This window comes from Kosakonia sp. YIM B13571 (assembly GCF_042788095.1).
Classification (GTDB): domain Bacteria; phylum Pseudomonadota; class Gammaproteobacteria; order Enterobacterales; family Enterobacteriaceae; genus Kosakonia; species Kosakonia quasisacchari.
The window spans coordinates 156,781-173,901 of sequence record NZ_JBHZPL010000009.1 but is presented as its reverse complement, the minus strand read 5'-3'; the positions used below and the strand labels follow the sequence as shown (position 1 = coordinate 173,901).

Here is a 17,121-nt window from a genome sequence, read left to right as displayed (position 1 = left end):
GAGCGGGAAACGAGACTCGAACTCGCGACCCCGACCTTGGCAAGGTCGTGCTCTACCAACTGAGCTATTCCCGCATATTTATCTGGATTCGACATCAATGACAAAACCAGTAAATTTGGATGGTGCATTTCAAATTTTGGAGCGGGAAACGAGACTCGAACTCGCGACCCCGACCTTGGCAAGGTCGTGCTCTACCAACTGAGCTATTCCCGCTTATCATCGATTTTTCAGGAACTTGCTTACGCTTTTCACTAAAATTTCGTGACGCCGTGTTGCACATTTCTGTGTCTTCACGGGAGGCGCATTATACGAGAAATCCTTCCTGCTGCAAGCCCCCGAAAGCAAATTTTCGCTTTTTTTGTTCAAGTGCCGATTAAATCGACAAAACGCGCATTTTTCCAGCAAAGTCGCGCCATTAGCGGCTTACAGAGCCGAAGCTAAAAATTTCCGGCTCCGCACCACTTGTGCATTACAGCTTAATAAAATGCTCGCGATAGTAAGCCAGCTCCGCCACCGATTCGCGAATATCATCCAACGCCTGATGGGTGTTCTGCTTTTTCAGACCGTCCAGCACTTCCGGTTTCCAGCGGCGCGCCAGCTCTTTCAGGGTGCTGACATCCAGGTAACGGTAGTGAAAATAGGCTTCAAGCTCCGGCATGTACTTAAACAGAAAGCGGCGATCCTGGCCAATACTGTTACCGCAAATGGGCGATTTACCCGCTGGCACCCACTCTTTCAGGAACTCGATAGTCGCCAGTTCCGCCGCACGGTCATCCAGTTGACTGGCTTTGACGCGATCCACCAAGCCGCTGCCGGTATGGGTGCGTACGTTCCAGTCATCCATCAGCGCCAATTGCGCATCGGATTGGTGTACCGCAATTACCGGACCTTCCGCCAGAATGTTCAGGTTTGCATCGGTCACCAGCGTCGCGATTTCAATAATGCGATCGCGCTCGGGATCTAACCCCGTCATTTCAAGATCGATCCAAATGAGGTTGTTTTCATTTGCGCTCATGCTATTTTCCACCCTTCTCGCGTAACTATATTCATCTAAAATTGCGTGTATCATAGTCGTTTTGCCCATCCGGGGCGACCAGGAGCCAGCACGATTGAGTAAAAATAAACTCTCCAAAGGGCAGCAGCGCCGCGTAAATGCGAACCACCAGCGCCGACTAACAACGTCTGCGGAGAAAGCTGACTACGATGACAACCTGTTCGGCGATACGTCCGAAGGGGTGGTGATCAGCCGTTTTGGCATGCATGCCGATGTGGAATCCGCCGATGGCGAAGTGCATCGCTGCAACATACGACGAACTATCCGCTCGCTGGTCACCGGTGACCGCGTGGTGTGGCGACCAGGTAAAGAAGCCGCGGAAGGTGTCACCGTAAAAGGTATTGTTGAAGCCGTACATGAGCGCACCTCGGTGCTGACGCGCCCCGACTTTTACGATGGCGTCAAACCGATCGCGGCAAACATCGACCAGATCGTGGTGGTTTCCGCCATCCTGCCTGAGCTGTCGCTCAATATCATCGACCGCTATCTGGTGGCGTGTGAAGCCTTACAGGTTGAGCCGTTGATTGTGCTGAACAAAATCGATCTGCTGGATGACGACAGCTTACGCTTCGTTAACGAGCAGATGGATATCTACCGTGGAATTGGCTACAAAGTGTTAATGGTTTCAAGCCACAGGCAAGACGGGCTGGCACCACTTGTCGAAGCCTTGACCGACCGCATCAGTATCTTCGCCGGCCAGTCCGGGGTGGGGAAATCGAGCCTGCTCAATGCGCTGCTCGGTTTGCAAGGAAAGCAAATCCTCACCAACGATGTTTCCGACGCATCTGGCCTGGGCCAGCACACCACTACCGCTGCGCGGCTTTATCATTTCCCGCATGGCGGCGATGTGATTGATTCGCCTGGCGTTCGTGAGTTTGGCCTCTGGCATCTCGAACCGGAACAAATCACTAACGGTTTTGTCGAATTCCATGACTATCTTGGTCATTGCAAATACCGCGACTGTAAGCACGATACCGACCCGGGTTGCGCCATCCGCGAAGCGGTAGAGAAAGGCGAAATTGCCAAGAGCCGGTTTGAAAACTACCACCGCATTCTCGAGAGCATGTCGCAGGTAAAAACGCGTAAAAGCTTTTCTGAATAGGATGACTGACAACTACGCTTAGCATCGCTAAAATCGTCCCCCTTTTTAAAGGCTTCGGCGCTTATGCGCCGGGTCAGGAACGACAAAAACAATAGCCTGGAGGCTACCTTGTTAAATTCATTTAAACTTTCGCTTCAATACATTCTGCCGAAACTGTGGCTCACTCGCCTGGCGGGCTGGGGCGCAAGTAAACGTGCAGGCTGGCTGACCAAACTGGTTATCGATCTGTTCGTGAAATACTACAAGGTCGATATGAAAGAAGCGCAGAAGCCGGACACCGCCAGCTACCGCACTTTTAACGACTTTTTCGTCCGCCCGCTGCGTGACGAAGTGCGCCCGCTTAACACCGATCCGAACGTACTGGTGATGCCGGCGGACGGCGTCGTTAGCCAGCTTGGCGCAATCGACAATGATAAAATCCTGCAGGCCAAAGGGCATAATTACAGCCTGGAAGCGCTGCTGGCGGGCAACTATCTGATGGCGGACCTGTTCCGTAACGGTAGCTTTGTTACTACGTATCTCTCGCCGCGCGATTATCACCGCGTTCATATGCCGTGCAACGGCATCCTGCGCGAAATGATTTACGTGCCGGGCGATCTCTTCTCCGTGAACCATTTGACGGCACAGAACGTGCCGAACCTGTTTGCACGTAACGAGCGGGTGATCTGCCTGTTTGAGACCGAGTTCGGCCCGATGGCGCAAATTCTTGTTGGTGCGACGATTGTCGGCAGCATCGAAACCGTATGGGCGGGTACCGTTACTCCGCCGCGCGAAGGCATCATCAAACGCTGGACCTGGCCTGCCGGTGAAAGCGAAGGTGCGGTTGCGCTGCTGAAAGGCCAGGAGATGGGCCGCTTTAAACTTGGCTCCACGGTGATTAACTTATTTGCGCCGGGCAAAGTGAATTTAGTCGAGCAGTTACAGAGCCTGTCAGTCACCAAAATTGGCCAACCGCTGGCGGTTTCCGCCGAAACCTTCGCGCCTGTTGATGCAGAACCGGCACCGCTCCCGGAAGCGGAAATCAAAGCAGAGCATGACGCCAGCCCGCTGGTAGATGACAAGCAAGACGAAAGCTAATCCTTAACGACCCGGGAGACTGATTTGCGCCTGATTATCGTTTTTCTGATGGCCTGGTGCCTCAGCCTGGGGGCTATCGCTGCAACGGCCCCCGATGCCCGACAAATCGCCCAGGAGCTGGAGCAAGCCAAGGCGGCGAAAAACACGCCGGATCAGGCAGAAACCGTCGAGGTACTTCAGGCGGCACTAAACGCGCTCGAAGAACGTAAAGGTTCACTCGAGCGCGCCAAACAATATCAAGAAGTTATTGATAACTTCCCTAAACTCTCCAGAACGTTGCGCGCGCAGCTGGACAACCTGCGCGACGAACCGAAACCCGCGCCAGCGGGCATGAGCAGCGATGCGCTAAATCAGGAGATCCTGCAAGTCAGCAGCCAGTTGCTGGAAAAAACCCGTTTAGCCCAGCAGGAGCAGGAGCGCGCCCGGGAAATTAGCGATTCGCTAAGCCAGCTACCGCAGCAGCAAACCGATGCGCGCCGCCAGGTCACCGAAGTGGAACGCCGCCTCGGCACACAAAACAGCAATACTCCGCTGGCACAAGCACAAAACTTTGGCGCACAGGCGGAATCGGCAAAGCTGAAAGCGCTGGTTGACGAACTGGAGTTGGCGCAGTTATCGGCAAATAACCGCCAGGAGCTGGCGCGTATGCGCTCCGAGCTGGCGCAAAAACAGAGCCAGCAATTAGATGCTTATTTGCAAGCGTTGCGTAATCAACTCAATAGCCAGCGCCAGCGCGAAGCAGAACAAGCGCTGGAGAGCACCGAATTACTGGCGGAAAACAGCGCCAACTTACCGGCGGGGATTGTCGAGCAGTTCCGCATTAACCGTGAGCTATCACAGGCACTGAACCAGCAGGCGCAGCGCATGGATTTGGTGGCCTCACAGCAGCGGCAGGCTACCGGGCAGACATTACAGGTTCGTCAGGCGCTAAATACCCTGCGCGAGCAATCGCAATGGCTTGGCGCGTCCAATATGCTGGGCGAAGCGTTGCGCGCGCAGGTCGCTCGTCTGCCAGAGATGCCAAAACCACAGCAACTGGATACCGAAATGGCGCAGTTACGTGTGCATCGCATGCGCTATGAAGATCTGTTGAATAAGCAGCCGCAACTGCGACAAATCCGCCAGGCGGATGGCCAGCCGCTGACGGCTGAGCAAAACCGCATTCTGGAAGCGCAACTTCGCACCCAGCGCGAGCTGCTGAACTCGCTATTACAGGGCGGCGATACGCTGATCCTTGAGCTCACCAAGCTCAAAGTTTCCAATAGCCAGTTGGAAGATGCGCTAAAAGAAGTTAATGAAGCCACCCATCGCTACTTATTCTGGACGGCGGACGTCAGCCCTATCTCTTTTTCCTGGCCGATTGAGATCGTACAGGATCTGCGGCGCTTGCTATCGCTCGACACCATCAGCCAGTTGGGCAAAGCCAGCGCCATGATGCTTACCAGCAAAGAGACGCTATTTCCGCTGTTTGGTGCGTTGCTGTTGGTGGGCTTTAGCATTTACTCCCGCCGTCACTTTACGCGCTTTCTGGAGCGTTCCAGCGCCCGCGTGGGCAAAGTGACGCAGGATCACTTCTGGCTCACCATGCGTACCGTATTCTGGTCAATTCTGGTCGCGTCGCCGCTGCCGGTATTATGGAAAACGCTCGGCTATGGATTGCAGGAGGCCTGGCCCTACCCGCTGGCGGTGGCGATTGGCGATGGCGTGACAGCCACCGTGCCGCTGCTGTGGGTGGTGATGATTTGTGCCACGTTCGCCCGACCGACCGGCTTGTTTGTCGCCCACTTTGGCTGGCCGCGTAACCGCGTGGCTCGCGGCATGCGCTACTATCTGATGAGCATCGGCTTTATTGTGCCGCTGATCATGGCGCTGATCATGTTTGATAACCTTAACGACCGTGAGTTCTCCGCGTCGCTGGGGCGACTCTGTTTTATTCTTATTTGTGGGGCGCTGGCGATCGTGACGCTCAGCCTGAAACGCGCTGGGATCCCACTGTATGTCGATAAAGCAGGCAACAGCGACAATATGCCCAATCACCTGCTGTGGAACCTGCTGCTGAGTGCGCCTCTGGCGGCGATTCTGGCCGCCTGCGTTGGTTATCTGGCCACGGCGCAGGCGCTGCTTGCGCGTCTGGAAACCTCGGTCGCCATCTGGTTTCTGCTGCTGGTGGTGTATCACATCATCCGCCGCTGGATGCTGATCCAGCGCCGCCGTCTGGCCTTTGAACGCGCCCGTCACCGCCGCGCAGAGATTCTCGCCCAGCGCGCCCGAGGTGAAGAAGATGTTCCCCATCACACCAGCACCGAAGGCACTGCCGAGGTGGATGAGCCGGAAGTCGATCTTGATGCCATCAGCGTGCAGTCATTGCGTCTGGTGCGTTCGATCCTGATGCTGATCGCCCTGCTGTCAGTGATTGTGCTGTGGTCCGAGATCCATTCCGCCTTTGGCTTTCTGGAAAACATCCCGCTGTGGGATGTCACCTCAACGGTACAAGGCGTGGAAAGCCTGGAGCCCATCACCCTCGGCGCGGTACTGATCGCCATTCTGGTGTTTATTATCACCACCCAACTGGTGCGCAACCTCCCCGCATTGCTGGAGCTGGCGCTGTTACAACACTTGGATCTGGCACCGGGCACTGGTTACGCCATCACCACCATCACCAAATACCTGCTGATGCTGTTTGGCGGGTTAGTTGGTTTCTCAATGATCGGCATTGAGTGGGCCAAATTACAGTGGCTGGTCGCGGCGCTCGGTGTTGGGCTTGGTTTTGGCTTGCAGGAGATTTTCGCCAACTTTATCTCTGGCCTGATTATCCTGTTTGAAAAACCGATTCGCATTGGCGATACGGTAACTATCCGCGATCTAACCGGCAGCATCACCAAGATCAATACTCGCGCGACGACTATCAGCGACTGGGATCGCAAAGAGATCATCGTGCCAAACAAAGCATTTATCACCGAGCAGTTTATTAACTGGTCGTTGTCAGATTCGGTCACGCGCGTTGTGCTGACGGTACCGGCGCCAGCCGATGCCAACAGCGAAGAGGTCACGCAGATTCTTTACACCGCAGCCGAACGCTGTTCGCTGGTGATTGATAACCCGGCGCCGGAAGTGTTCCTCGTCGACTTGCAGCAAGGCCTGCAACTGTTTGAGTTGCGCATTTATGCGGCGGAGATGGGACATCGCATGCCGCTGCGCCACGAAATCCACCAGTTGATTCTGGCGGGCTTCCGCGAACACGGTATTGATTTGCCGTTCCCGCCGTTCCAGATGCGCCTGGAGAGCCTCGATGGCAAACGCAGCGCAAGAACGCTGACGTCCTCAGGCAAAAGTAGCCGCCCGGCGGGCAGCTTGTAAGCCAACAAAAAAGGCGCCTCAGGCGCCTTTTTTACTGTTAACTCATCGGGTCATCAGGCCCGATCAACGGTAAACGCAATCACGTCGGCCAGGCTTTCAGCTTGCAGCGCCAGCATCACCAGACGGTCAACACCCAGCGCTACGCCGGAGCAATCCGGCAGGCCGGCTTTCAGCGCTTCCAGCAGATTGACATCCACGGGTTGCTGCGGTAAACCGCGCGCGGCACGTTTGCGATTATCCTGCTCGAAACGCTGCTGCTGTTCGCGGGCATCGGTCAGCTCATGGAAACCGTTCGCCAGCTCGATGCCTTTGAAATAAACCTCAAAGCGTTCCGCAACACGGTGATCTTCCGTGCTGATCTGCGCCAGCGCCGCCTGGCTTGCCGGGAAATGATATACAAAAGCCGGACGATCTTTACCGATCTGCGGCTCAACGCCCATAGTGAACAGCAATTGCAGCAGCGTATCTCTGTCTTCTTCCGTATCGGCGATATTGCTCAGATCGAGTTTCGCCGCCGCTTCACGCAACTGGGTTTTATCTGCCGAGAGTGGGTCGATTTCGAGATAACGCTGGAAAGCCTGCTGGTAAGAGAGCGACTCTGCCGCCGGGCACTCCAGCACCTGTTGCAGCAAATCATCCACTTCGTTCATTAGGCGATACATGTCGTAGTGCGGGCGATACCACTCCAGCATGGTGAATTCAGGGTTGTGATGACGTCCCATCTCTTCGTTACGAAAGCTTCTGCACAGCTGGAAAACCGGGCCACAACCCGCAGCCAGCAGGCGTTTCATGTGGTATTCCGGGCTGGTCATCAAATAGAGATTAAGCCCCTGAGAGTGGCCAGGGCCAACAAAACGGGTCTCGAACGGGAACAGGTGAATATCTGTCACCGTCGCCTGGCTCATACAGGGCGTTTCCACCTCAAGCACACCGCGATCGGCAAAGAAACGGCGAATTTCCGCCATAATTGCCGCGCGTTTCAATAGGTTGGGGATGGATGCGCTCGGCTGCCAGGTTGCCGTCTCGCTCATGGTACTTTCTCCGATTTCAGACAAGGGCACGAAGTCTACCCGCATCGATCCGCAGAGACAAATTTTGCGCAGAATAATTTCATTAATGTCGTCTATAACTAGATGGGTAAACATTTTATGGTGATATCAATCAAGATCGATGACATATCACCACAAAGAACAGCAAAAAAATCGAACGCATCAAATTTCCCCCGAATCTCTACGGTTATACTGCCTTTACCCAAAAAGGAGCAGTGGAACATATCCGCAACTACCTTGAGCGCTTCAGGCTTGTCGTTGCGGAACAACAATAATCTGGAGGAATGTCGTGCATACCTTTCAAGCCGATATCGCTGTGATTGGCGCAGGCGGAGCGGGATTACGTACCGCGATCGCTGCGGCGCAAGCCCACCCAAATGCCAAAATCGCACTGATTTCAAAAGTCTATCCCATGCGCAGCCACACTGTTGCTGCGGAAGGCGGCTCTGCCGCCGTCGCCCAGGATCATGACAGCTTCGAGTACCATTTCCACGATACCGTTGCTGGCGGTGACTGGCTCTGCGAACAGGATGTCGTTGACTATTTTGTGCATCATTGCCCGACAGAGATGACCCAGCTTGAACAGTGGGGCTGTCCGTGGAGCCGCCGTCCTGACGGCACGGTCAATGTGCGCCGCTTCGGCGGGATGAAAATCGAACGCACCTGGTTCGCCGCCGATAAAACCGGCTTCCATATGCTGCATACATTGTTCCAGACATCCCTTCAGTTCCCGCAAATCCAGCGCTTCGACGAGCATTTTGTGCTGGATATCCTGGTCGATGACAACCATGCCCGCGGGCTGGTCGCCATGAATATGATGGAAGGCACGCTGGTGCAGATCCGTGCCAATGCGGTGGTGATGGCAACGGGCGGCGCGGGCCGCGTTTACCGTTACAACACCAACGGCGGTATTGTCACCGGCGACGGCATGGGCATGGCGCTGGCACACGGCGTGCCGCTGCGCGATATGGAATTTGTGCAGTATCACCCGACCGGCCTGCCCGGCTCCGGCATTCTGATGACCGAAGGTTGCCGCGGTGAAGGTGGGATCCTCGTCAACAAGAACGGCTACCGCTATTTGCAGGATTACGGCATGGGCCCGGAAACGCCGCTCGGCGAGCCGAAGAACAAATATATGGAGCTTGGCCCGCGCGACAAAGTGTCGCAAGCGTTCTGGCACGAGTGGCGCAAAGGCAACACCATCTCTACGCCGCGTGGCGATGTGGTGCACCTCGATTTGCGCCATCTCGGCGCGAAAAAAATCAACGAACGTCTGCCGTTTATCTGCGAGCTGGCAAAAGCCTATGTTGGCGTCGATCCCATCAAAGAGCCGATTCCGGTACGCCCAACCGCGCACTACACCATGGGCGGTATCGAAACCGATCAAAACTGCGAATCCCGCATCAGCGGCCTGTTTGCTGTGGGCGAGTGCTCTTCTGTCGGCCTGCACGGCGCAAACCGTCTGGGTTCGAACTCGCTGGCGGAACTGGTGGTATTTGGTCGTCTTGCTGGTGAACGCGCCATGGAACGCGCCGCAACCGCAACCGAGGCCAATGACAGTGCGCTGAACGCACAAGCCGCCGACGTGGAAAAACGTCTGAAAGCGCTGGTGAATCAGGACGGCACCGAAAGCTGGGCAAAAATCCGCGATGAAATGGGTGAATCCATGGAAGAAGGTTGCGGCATCTACCGTACGCCGGAGCTGATGCAGAAAACCGTGGATAAACTGGCGGAGTTGCAGGAGCGCTTTAAACGTGTACGCATCACCGATACTTCCAGCGTCTTCAACACGGATGTTCTTTACACCATTGAACTGGGCCACGGTCTGAATGTCGCCGAATGTATGGCGCACTCCGCGCTGGCACGTAAAGAGTCTCGCGGTGCGCATCAGCGTCTGGATGAAGGCTGTACCGAGCGCGATGACGTTAACTTCCTCAAGCACACGCTGGCGTTCCGCGGTGCCGATGGCGCGACCCGTCTGGAGTACAGCGACGTGAAGATCACCACGCTGCCGCCAGCAAAACGCGTCTACGGTGCTGAAGCTGAAGCGTCCGAGAAGAAGGAGACGAACAATGGCTGAGTTGAAGAATCTGAAAATCGAGATTGTCCGTTACAACCCGGAAGTGGACAGCGCGCCGCACAGTGCTTTTTACGATGTGCCCTACGATGAAGCCACTTCTCTGCTCGATGCGCTGAACTACATCAAAGATAACCTCGCGCCGGACCTGAGCTATCGCTGGTCGTGCCGTATGGCGATTTGCGGATCTTGCGGCATGATGGTTAACAAAGTGCCGAAACTCGCCTGCAAGACCTTTCTGCGTGATTACGTGAAAGGGATGAAAGTCGAAGCGCTGGCGAACTTCCCGATTGAGCGCGATCTGGTGGTCGATATGACCCACTTTATCGAGAGCCTCGAAGCGATTAAGCCCTACATTATTGGTAACACGCGCACGCCGGATCAGGGGCCAGGCAAGCAAACCCCGGCGCAGATGGCGAAGTATCACCAATTCTCCGGCTGTATCAACTGCGGTTTGTGTTATGCCGCGTGCCCGCAATTCGGTCTGAATCCTGAGTTTATCGGCCCGGCAGCGATCACGCTGGCGCATCGCTATAACCTCGATAGCCGCGACAAAGGTAAGAAAGAGCGCATGGCGCAGCTCAACAGCCAGAATGGCGTGTGGAGCTGTACGTTTGTCGGTTACTGCTCGGAAGTCTGTCCGAAGCATGTCGATCCGGCCGCCGCCATCCAGCAGGGCAAGGTGGAAAGCTCGAAAGACTTTCTTATCGCCACCCTGAAACCACGCTAAGGAGTGCATTATGACGACTAAACGCAAAGCCTGGGTTCGTCCCATGCCATCAACCTGGTGGAAAACCCTGCCGTTTTATCGCTTCTATATGCTGCGTGAAGGAACGGCAGTCGCGGCGGTCTGGTTCAGTCTCGAACTGATCTTTGGCCTATTTTCGCTGAAACATGGGCCGGAAAGCTGGGGCGGGTTTGTGCATTTTCTGCAAAACCCGATTGTGCTGATCCTCAACCTGATCGCCCTGGCGGCAGCATTGCTGCACACCAAAACCTGGTTTGATCTCGCGCCGAAAGCGCAGCTCATTATTGTTAAGGGCGAAAAAATGGGTCCAGAGCCGGTAATTAAAGGGCTTTGGGTGGTAACGGCAGTGGTCACCGTGGTGATCCTGTTTGTCGCACTGTTCTGGTAAGGAGGCCAACGTGATTAACCCGAATCCAAAACGTTCTGACGAACCCGTTTTCTGGGGATTATTTGGCGCTGGTGGTATGTGGGGCGCGATTGTCACACCGGTTATCGTGCTGTTGATTGGCGTGCTGCTGCCGCTAGGGTTCTACCCCGGCGATGCACTCGGTTACGATCGCGTGCTGGCGTTTGCGCAAAGCTTTATTGGCCGCGTCTTTATCTTTTTGATGATTGTATTGCCGGTGTGGTGCGGTCTGCATCGTATCCACCACATGATGCATGATTTAAAAATCCATGTTCCCAGCGGTAAATGGGTGTTTTATGGCCTTGCCGCCATTCTCACCGTTGTTACCCTGATCGGTATTCTATTTCTTTGATATCAGTCGCTCTCCTGCGTAAGCGGGAGAGCAAATTTCCCGCCAGCGTCTATACCCTAAAGAAAAGATCTGGAAGGAAATTCTCATGCGCCTGATGCTTCTCATCGTGACTGTTATCGCTGCGCTGTTCATCTCCGGCTGTAGCTCTCCCACTCCTCCTGATGGCGTGACCGTCGTACAGGATTTCAATACACAACGCTATCTGGGTAAATGGTACGAAATTGCCCGCTTTGATCATTCATTCGAACGCGGTCTGGAAAGGGTCACCGCCACGTATAGCCTGCGCGACGATGGCGGTTTGACGGTGGTGAATCGCGGTTACAACACGGAACGCGACATGTGGCAGCAAGCCATCGGCACCGCGTATTTCACCGGTAACCCACGTACCGCCGCGCTGAAAGTCTCCTTCTTTGGCCCCTTCTACGGCGGCTATAACATTCTCGCGTTGGACAGCGACTACCGCTACGCGTTGGTTTGCGGGCCGGACCGCGACTATCTCTGGATACTGTCACGCACGCCCACCCTTCCGGCTGACGTAAAACAGCAGATGCTCGACATCGCGGCCCGACAAGGGTTTGCCGTGGAAAAACTGCTATGGATAAACCAGCCCCATTAATGGGCGCTGAGTTTCAATCCGATAATCCCGGCCACAATCAAACAAAGGCTGAGGATACGCGCCAGGCTTGCAGATTCGCCGAGCAGCACAATGCCGGCGACTGCAGCGCCGACTGCGCCAATGCCTGTCCAGATGGCGTATGCGGTTCCCACCGGCAATGTTTTCATTGCCCATGACAGCAGCACGACGCTTGCGACCATCGCCGTCACGGTAATAATGCTTGGCATTAACCGGGTGAAACCGTGGGTATATTTCAGGCCGATAGCCCAAACCACTTCAAGAAGACCTGCAATAAGAAGAATTAACCAGGACATTTTTGGCTCCAGTGCGGGGCCGTCCCCAATGTGAATTGGCGCAAACGGGTCGTCCCGTTCGGCGTGTGAAGAGAGGCAAATTTTGCCGATTTAGGCCCATTATTTCAATATTTTTGTTCTTGCTCAATTTTAGGCGTTTTAAAGCGAGAAATAGCCACTGTTCGCAGCGGAATTCCGGCATTTATTCACCATATCTACCCCCTATGATAAATCCGCTCTCCTGAATTCAGGACGTTGTGCGCCACTCTCTGACTGCGAAGAAAAATATGTTCAAGATTCTCGTGATTGACCGCTGTTACTTCACCCGCTCAGGGATGGAATCCTGGCTCAATCAAACCGATTTATTCCCCGCTTCCTTCCTGGTAACCGCGTTGCATAACTTAATGCTCGCCAAAGAACATATTGTACAGTGGCAGCCGGATTTGGTCATTGCCGATCTTCATGGATTCAAGAATGAAATACATCACATTCAACAACTTGCGTCATTCTTTTCCGTCTGTAGCGAATCGACGCAGGTGATGTTGCTAGAGTCTGGCGAAGATGCTCAATTGTCAGAATTTTGCGCGCAGTTTGCTATTCAGGCGACGATGTTGAAAACAGAACCACTGGAAAAACTGGCGCAAATCATCGACGCAATGATGCTAGCGCGCCCGATCCGTGCGATACCGCACATCGCCACTCCTCTACTGACAAAGCAGGAAGAAAAAGTACTGACACTGTGGATGGAAGGGAATGATAACCAGGCGATTGCCAGTAATCTCAGCATTAACGGTAAGACTGTTTATACCTACAAGCGCAATATCAGAATGAAGCTGGGGATGGGAAACCGTTTTACGCCGTTCTTATCACTGCCGGAAAACTCAAACTAACGGTACGGCAAACGCCGTACCGACAGTGATTACTGTTGCGCTTTTGACGCCGCACCAGAAATCGCGTTACCGCCATCGGAGATATCTTCTCCCACACCACGCGTGGTGTTACAGGCCGTCAGTACTGAGGAAAGAACCAGAACAGAAAAGATCGCAGCAATTGTCTTCTTAACCATAATATCTTCCTTTTGTAGCCAATATTGTTTGTGTATAGCCACTTAAGCATAGACAAAATCCGGGAAGGTTACCGGAACGGAAGCATTTTTAGGAAGAGAGGAAGTTTTAGTTCGCTGCGCGCGAGATGACATGGCCCAGACTTTGGATATCTTCGCCAACGCCACGGGCAGTATTGCAACCGGAAAGCAGTGCGCAACTGATAAGAAGTAGAGAGAGGAATTTCGTCAGACGTTTCATATCATCCCTGCCTGCAAAGTTCGACGGCGTAGCACGGTGCTACGCCGACGTCGTAAGGATTATTTCACGCGAGATACATATTCGCCAGAGCGAGTATCTACTTTAATCACTTCACCAATCTGCACAAACAGCGGAACTTTAACCACTGCGCCCGTGCTCAGGGTAGCCGGTTTGCCGCCGGTACCTGCGGTGTCACCTTTCAGGCCTGGATCGGTTTCAACGATTTCCAGTTCAACGAAGTTCGGCGGAGTAACAGAGATAGGCTGACCGTTCCACAGCGTCACGATGCACTCAGCCTGGTCCAGCAGCCATTTTTCGCTGTCACCAATGGCTTTCGCGTCAGCAGAGAGCTGTTCGAAAGTTTCGTTGTTCATGAAGTGCCAGAACTCACCGTCGTTGTACAGGTAAGTCAGGTTCATATCGACAACGTCCGCGCCTTCTGCGGAATCAGTAGATTTGAAGGTTTTCTCTACACGCGTACCGGTCAGCAGACGACGCAGTTTAACGCGTGCGAAAGCCTGGCCTTTGCCTGGTTTAACGAATTCGCTGGCTTCAACCGCATAAGGTTCGCCGTCCATCATGATTTTAAGACCGGCACGAAAATCGTTGCTATAGTAAGTCGCCATAAGGCCCTCTGAAATTGTTAACTGGTAGCTAAGCCACAAAATGGCGCATATTGTAACCCTAAAAACCCCATCCAGAGAAGATTGGTTAATACAACTTGCCGATGTAATCACCGATCCGGATGAACTGTTACGTCTTCTAAAGATAGACACTGATGAAAATTTAATCGCTGGTGGTGCGGCAAAGCGCCTGTTTCCGCTGCGTGTTCCTCGTGCATTCGCAGCACGCATGCAGCCGGGAAACCCTCATGATCCGCTTTTGCGTCAGGTACTTACCTCGCAAGAAGAGTTCATCGCCGCGCCGGGTTTCAGCACCGATCCGCTGGAAGAACAGAGCAGTGTTGTACCCGGTTTGCTGCACAAATATCGCAACCGCGCGCTGCTGCTGGTTAAAGGCGGCTGTGCGGTGAATTGTCGTTATTGCTTCCGTCGCCACTTTCCTTATGCCGATAACCAGGGCAACAAACGCAACTGGCAAGGCGCACTGGACTATATTGCGGTGCATTCGGAACTGGATGAGATCATTTTTTCCGGCGGCGATCCACTAATGGCAAAAGATCATGAGCTGGACTGGCTGCTTGCCCAACTGGAAGCTATCCCGCATATCAAGCGCCTGCGCATTCATAGCCGTCTGCCGATTGTGATTCCGGCGCGGATCACCGATACGCTAAGCGCGCGTTTTGCTCGCTCATCACTGCAAATTTTGCTGGTAAACCACATCAACCACGCGCAGGAAATCGGTGATGATTTTCGCCATGCAATGGCGCAGCTGCGTCAGGCCAATGTAACGCTGCTGAACCAGAGTGTGCTGCTGCGCGGCGTGAATGATAATGCGCAAACGCTGGCGGATTTAAGTAATGCATTGTTCGATGCGGGCGTAATGCCTTATTACCTGCATGTGCTGGATAAAGTACAGGGTGCGGCGCACTTTATGGTCAGTGATGAAGAGGCTCGCACGATTATGCGCGAGCTGCTGACATTAGTGTCGGGTTATATGGTGCCGAAACTGGCCCGTGAGATTGGTGGCGAACCCAGTAAAACGCCGCTGGATCTGCAGCTTCGTCAAAGCTAAAAAAAAACGGCTACGTGATGAGAGCGAACGTAGCCGCGAAGCGGACGAGCCTAAAACGGCTCGTCGCAAAAACTTAAAAGGTTTCCCATCCATCATCCCCACCGCCAGCCACTGCCGGGCGCGGCTGTCTCACTGGCAGCACGGAAGACTTCACGGCAGCCGGTTGTTGGCCCGGCAAACGGAAGACATCAACCAGCTGTTGCAGTTTGGTGGCTTGATCTTCGAGGCTACCGGCCGCCGCAGACGATTCCTGAACTAACGCGGCGTTCTGCTGGGTGGTGGTATCCATCTCGGACATCGCCTGGGCAATCTGCGAAATGCCACGGTTTTGTTCGTCAGAGGCAGCGGCGATTTCCTGCATCAAATCTTTCACCTGCAGCACCGAGTTCACAATGCCGCTCATGGTTTCGCCCGCCAGGTCTACCTGCCGCGAACCCTCTTCGACAAACGTCACGGACTCACTGATAAGCGACTCAATTTCTTTTGCCGCCTGAGCACTGCGCTGGGCTAATGAGCGCACTTCACCGGCCACCACGGCGAAACCTCGCCCTTGATCCCCGGCTCTTGCCGCTTCAACGGCCGCGTTGAGCGCCAGAATGTTGGTCTGAAAAGCGATGCCGTTGATGACCGACGTAATTTCCGAAATACGTTTGGAACTGTCAATAATATCTTTCATGCGGCTGATGGCAGTCCCAACGACGGTCCCCCCTTGAGAAGCGGTGTCAGAGGCGGTAAGGGCAAGCTGGCTGGCCTGATGCGCGTTCTCTGCGTTCTGTTTTACCGTGGAGCTTAGCTCTTCCATACTGGCGGCGGTTTCAACCACGGCTGCCGATTGTTGCTCGGTGCGAGCAGAGAGTTCATTGTTGCCCAGCGCTATCTCATTGGCAGCCGTGTTCACCGAACCGGAAGCGGCACGTACCATGGTCAGCGATTCAGCAACTCGCTCAACCAGGTTATTAAATGCTGTTACCGCATGACCGATTTCGTCCATACGCCCTGTCGGTAACGCATGGCTGAGATCCAGTTTTTCACTAATATTCACCATGCCGTCTTTCATGCCATTCAGGCGACGTTTGATATTAAGCACGGTGAAGAGTCCGAACAAACCCAGAATGAGGGTTGCGGCGATCGTCGCCGTCAGCGAAAGAATCATTGCCCGGGAAATTAAATTCTCGCTGTCTTGAACAGCCTTAGTAACTAATGATGAGTTGTAGGTCACTTGCTCAGAGAAATCATTAATTAACAGCGCAATATTATCGGCAACAAACCCACCTTTCTGCATAGACTTAATAATGGCAGCACGGTCATTACTTTCAGATATTTTAAAATACTGATCCATCACCGGACGGAACTTATCTAAATCACTTAAAGTTTTATTTGATAAATCCTGATCATGTTGGTCAGAGATGAGATCTTTAAGGTAACCCTGGTGCATGGCGTAGAGATCGTCATACAATTTTATTGTATTCTGTTTTATTTCTGCCATCCCGGCGGGATCATCCGTCAAACCATGTAAAAAGAGCTGCCCGCGAATCTTTAAGATCTGCATTGTCTCTTTATTCATTGCATCGAGGCTAGGTAAGATATTTTCCTGAAAGTAATTTTGTGACTCACCAATTTTAGACAGAGAAATTATAGCGATAACATTAGTGCCGATGAGGCTTAAGATCAGTAATGAGAAAGCAAGTAACAATCTCTTTGTAATATTCATTAGTAACTCCCGACACCATCATGCATAAAATATATTGTTAGATTACACAGTCCCTCGTTTTTTCTCCTGAGGTCAGTATCGGCAGTTCGTAATATTACTTTAGTCACGAATGCATTTTTGGGTAAAGAATATATCCAAACCTGTGAATATAATCACATTAGATAAGTCTTAAGAAATCTTAATATTCAGGTCGTTAGTAACGATTAATTAGCAGAGGAATTATATTCACGCTTACGCATAATAAAAAAGTAATACTAACTCAATGAGAATTAAAGAGAGG

The 17,121-nt window shown here is 53.4% G+C and carries 17 protein-coding genes and 2 tRNA genes; 10 read left to right on the top strand and 9 right to left on the bottom strand.

The genetic code is table 11. The features are described 5' to 3' along the window. Position 1: 1 nt before the first annotated feature. The 3 genes from ACFX4O_RS18975 to orn form a co-directional block, all read right to left on the bottom strand. Positions 2–74 (bottom strand) — tRNA-Gly (locus ACFX4O_RS18975). A 63-nt stretch (positions 75–137) separates the two neighbouring features. Beyond that, a tRNA-Gly gene (locus ACFX4O_RS18970) sits at positions 138–213 on the bottom strand. A gap of 256 nt (positions 214–469) precedes the next feature. Next, positions 470–1,015, bottom strand: a complete 546-nt coding sequence (orn, locus tag ACFX4O_RS18965; protein WP_131407209.1) for an oligoribonuclease — start codon at positions 1,013–1,015, stop codon at positions 470–472. A gap of 94 nt (positions 1,016–1,109) precedes the next feature. On the opposite strand from orn, the gene rsgA reads away from it, so the two are divergent. The 3 genes from rsgA to mscM all read left to right on the top strand — a co-directional run bounded on the left by rsgA (position 1,110) and on the right by mscM (position 6,590). After that, the gene (gene rsgA / locus ACFX4O_RS18960) at positions 1,110–2,156 is read left to right on the top strand and encodes a small ribosomal subunit biogenesis GTPase RsgA (protein ID WP_170312051.1); all 1,047 of its coding nucleotides are present in this window, start codon (positions 1,110–1,112) and stop codon (positions 2,154–2,156) included. Between the two features lie 108 nt (positions 2,157–2,264). Beyond that, complete coding sequence (asd, locus tag ACFX4O_RS18955) at positions 2,265–3,233, top strand: archaetidylserine decarboxylase (protein ID WP_131407207.1); 969 nt, start codon at positions 2,265–2,267, stop codon at positions 3,231–3,233. 24 nt (positions 3,234–3,257) lie between these two features. Next, a complete protein-coding gene (gene mscM, locus ACFX4O_RS18950) occupies positions 3,258–6,590 on the top strand; it encodes a miniconductance mechanosensitive channel MscM (RefSeq protein WP_131407205.1) in 3,333 nt (1,110 codons plus the stop codon). A gap of 53 nt (positions 6,591–6,643) precedes the next feature. On the opposite strand, the gene epmA is transcribed toward mscM, so the two are convergent. Beyond that, positions 6,644–7,621 (bottom strand): elongation factor P--(R)-beta-lysine ligase, encoded by a 978-nt coding sequence (gene epmA / locus ACFX4O_RS18945; RefSeq protein WP_200552105.1) that lies wholly within the window; start codon positions 7,619–7,621, stop codon positions 6,644–6,646. A 307-nt stretch (positions 7,622–7,928) separates the two neighbouring features. Between epmA and frdA the strand changes: the two genes are divergently transcribed. From frdA to blc, 5 genes are all read left to right on the top strand, one after another. Further along, positions 7,929–9,719, top strand: a complete 1,791-nt coding sequence (gene frdA, locus ACFX4O_RS18940) for a fumarate reductase (quinol) flavoprotein subunit (protein WP_131407201.1) — start codon at positions 7,929–7,931, stop codon at positions 9,717–9,719. Continuing rightward, complete coding sequence (locus ACFX4O_RS18935; RefSeq protein ID WP_131407199.1) at positions 9,712–10,446, top strand: succinate dehydrogenase/fumarate reductase iron-sulfur subunit; 735 nt, start codon at positions 9,712–9,714, stop codon at positions 10,444–10,446. Before frdA ends, ACFX4O_RS18935 begins: the two co-directional genes overlap by 8 nt. A 10-nt stretch (positions 10,447–10,456) precedes the next feature. After that, positions 10,457–10,852 carry a fumarate reductase subunit FrdC gene (gene frdC / locus ACFX4O_RS18930; protein WP_131407197.1) on the top strand — a complete coding sequence of 132 codons (396 nt, stop codon included), beginning with the start codon at positions 10,457–10,459 and terminating at the stop codon, positions 10,850–10,852. Positions 10,853–10,862: 10 nt separating this feature from the next. After that, positions 10,863–11,222 (top strand): fumarate reductase subunit FrdD, encoded by a 360-nt coding sequence (frdD, locus tag ACFX4O_RS18925; protein ID WP_131407195.1) that lies wholly within the window; start codon positions 10,863–10,865, stop codon positions 11,220–11,222. Between the two features lie 85 nt (positions 11,223–11,307). Further along, positions 11,308–11,838: an outer membrane lipoprotein Blc gene (gene blc, locus ACFX4O_RS18920; protein WP_131407193.1), complete on the top strand. Its 531-nt coding sequence runs from the start codon at positions 11,308–11,310 to the stop codon at positions 11,836–11,838. On the opposite strand, the gene sugE is transcribed toward blc, so the two are convergent. Continuing rightward, the gene (gene sugE / locus ACFX4O_RS18915) at positions 11,835–12,152 is read right to left on the bottom strand and encodes a quaternary ammonium compound efflux SMR transporter SugE (RefSeq protein WP_131407191.1); all 318 of its coding nucleotides are present in this window, start codon (positions 12,150–12,152) and stop codon (positions 11,835–11,837) included. The two genes, blc and sugE, sit on opposite strands and share 4 nt — an antisense overlap. Positions 12,153–12,418: 266 nt before the next feature. Here sugE and ACFX4O_RS18910 point away from each other — a divergent pair, with 266 nt between their 5' ends. Continuing rightward, positions 12,419–13,021 (top strand): LuxR C-terminal-related transcriptional regulator, encoded by a 603-nt coding sequence (locus ACFX4O_RS18910; protein ID WP_131407189.1) that lies wholly within the window; start codon positions 12,419–12,421, stop codon positions 13,019–13,021. A 29-nt stretch (positions 13,022–13,050) separates the two neighbouring features. On the opposite strand, the gene ecnB is transcribed toward ACFX4O_RS18910, so the two are convergent. The 3 genes from ecnB to efp form a co-directional block, all read right to left on the bottom strand. Further along, entirely contained in the window at positions 13,051–13,197 is a 147-nt protein-coding gene (ecnB, locus tag ACFX4O_RS18905) for a lipoprotein toxin entericidin B (protein ID WP_020456213.1), read from the bottom strand. A gap of 106 nt (positions 13,198–13,303) precedes the next feature. Next, positions 13,304–13,435 (bottom strand): entericidin A/B family lipoprotein, encoded by a 132-nt coding sequence (locus ACFX4O_RS18900; protein WP_017459192.1) that lies wholly within the window; start codon positions 13,433–13,435, stop codon positions 13,304–13,306. Between the two features lie 59 nt (positions 13,436–13,494). Further along, positions 13,495–14,061: an elongation factor P gene (gene efp, locus ACFX4O_RS18895; RefSeq protein WP_380210234.1), complete on the bottom strand. Its 567-nt coding sequence runs from the start codon at positions 14,059–14,061 to the stop codon at positions 13,495–13,497. A 40-nt stretch (positions 14,062–14,101) separates the two neighbouring features. Here efp and epmB point away from each other — a divergent pair, with 40 nt between their 5' ends. Next, the gene (epmB, locus tag ACFX4O_RS18890; protein ID WP_131407185.1) at positions 14,102–15,130 is read left to right on the top strand and encodes an EF-P beta-lysylation protein EpmB; all 1,029 of its coding nucleotides are present in this window, start codon (positions 14,102–14,104) and stop codon (positions 15,128–15,130) included. Between the two features lie 73 nt (positions 15,131–15,203). Here epmB and ACFX4O_RS18885 read toward each other — a convergent pair whose 3' ends face one another. Continuing rightward, the gene (locus ACFX4O_RS18885; protein WP_380210232.1) at positions 15,204–16,841 is read right to left on the bottom strand and encodes a methyl-accepting chemotaxis protein; all 1,638 of its coding nucleotides are present in this window, start codon (positions 16,839–16,841) and stop codon (positions 15,204–15,206) included. Positions 16,842–17,121: the final 280 nt, after the last annotated feature.

Coding starts and splice junctions, on each gene's coding strand:
- epmB (WP_131407185.1), top strand. CDS start 14,102: ATGGCGCATATTGTAACCCTAAAAACCCCATCCAGAGAAGATTGGTTA.
- ACFX4O_RS18900 (WP_017459192.1), bottom strand. CDS start 13,435: ATGAAACGTCTGACGAAATTCCTCTCTCTACTTCTTATCAGTTGCGCA.
- epmA (WP_200552105.1), bottom strand. CDS start 7,621: ATGAGCGAGACGGCAACCTGGCAGCCGAGCGCATCCATCCCCAACCTA.
- ACFX4O_RS18935 (WP_131407199.1), top strand. CDS start 9,712: ATGGCTGAGTTGAAGAATCTGAAAATCGAGATTGTCCGTTACAACCCG.
- ACFX4O_RS18910 (WP_131407189.1), top strand. CDS start 12,419: ATGTTCAAGATTCTCGTGATTGACCGCTGTTACTTCACCCGCTCAGGG.
- frdC (WP_131407197.1), top strand. CDS start 10,457: ATGACGACTAAACGCAAAGCCTGGGTTCGTCCCATGCCATCAACCTGG.
- efp (WP_380210234.1), bottom strand. CDS start 14,061: ATGGCGACTTACTATAGCAACGATTTTCGTGCCGGTCTTAAAATCATG.
- ACFX4O_RS18885 (WP_380210232.1), bottom strand. CDS start 16,841: ATGAATATTACAAAGAGATTGTTACTTGCTTTCTCATTACTGATCTTA.
- blc (WP_131407193.1), top strand. CDS start 11,308: ATGCGCCTGATGCTTCTCATCGTGACTGTTATCGCTGCGCTGTTCATC.
- orn (WP_131407209.1), bottom strand. CDS start 1,015: ATGAGCGCAAATGAAAACAACCTCATTTGGATCGATCTTGAAATGACG.
- ecnB (WP_020456213.1), bottom strand. CDS start 13,197: ATGGTTAAGAAGACAATTGCTGCGATCTTTTCTGTTCTGGTTCTTTCC.
- sugE (WP_131407191.1), bottom strand. CDS start 12,152: ATGTCCTGGTTAATTCTTCTTATTGCAGGTCTTCTTGAAGTGGTTTGG.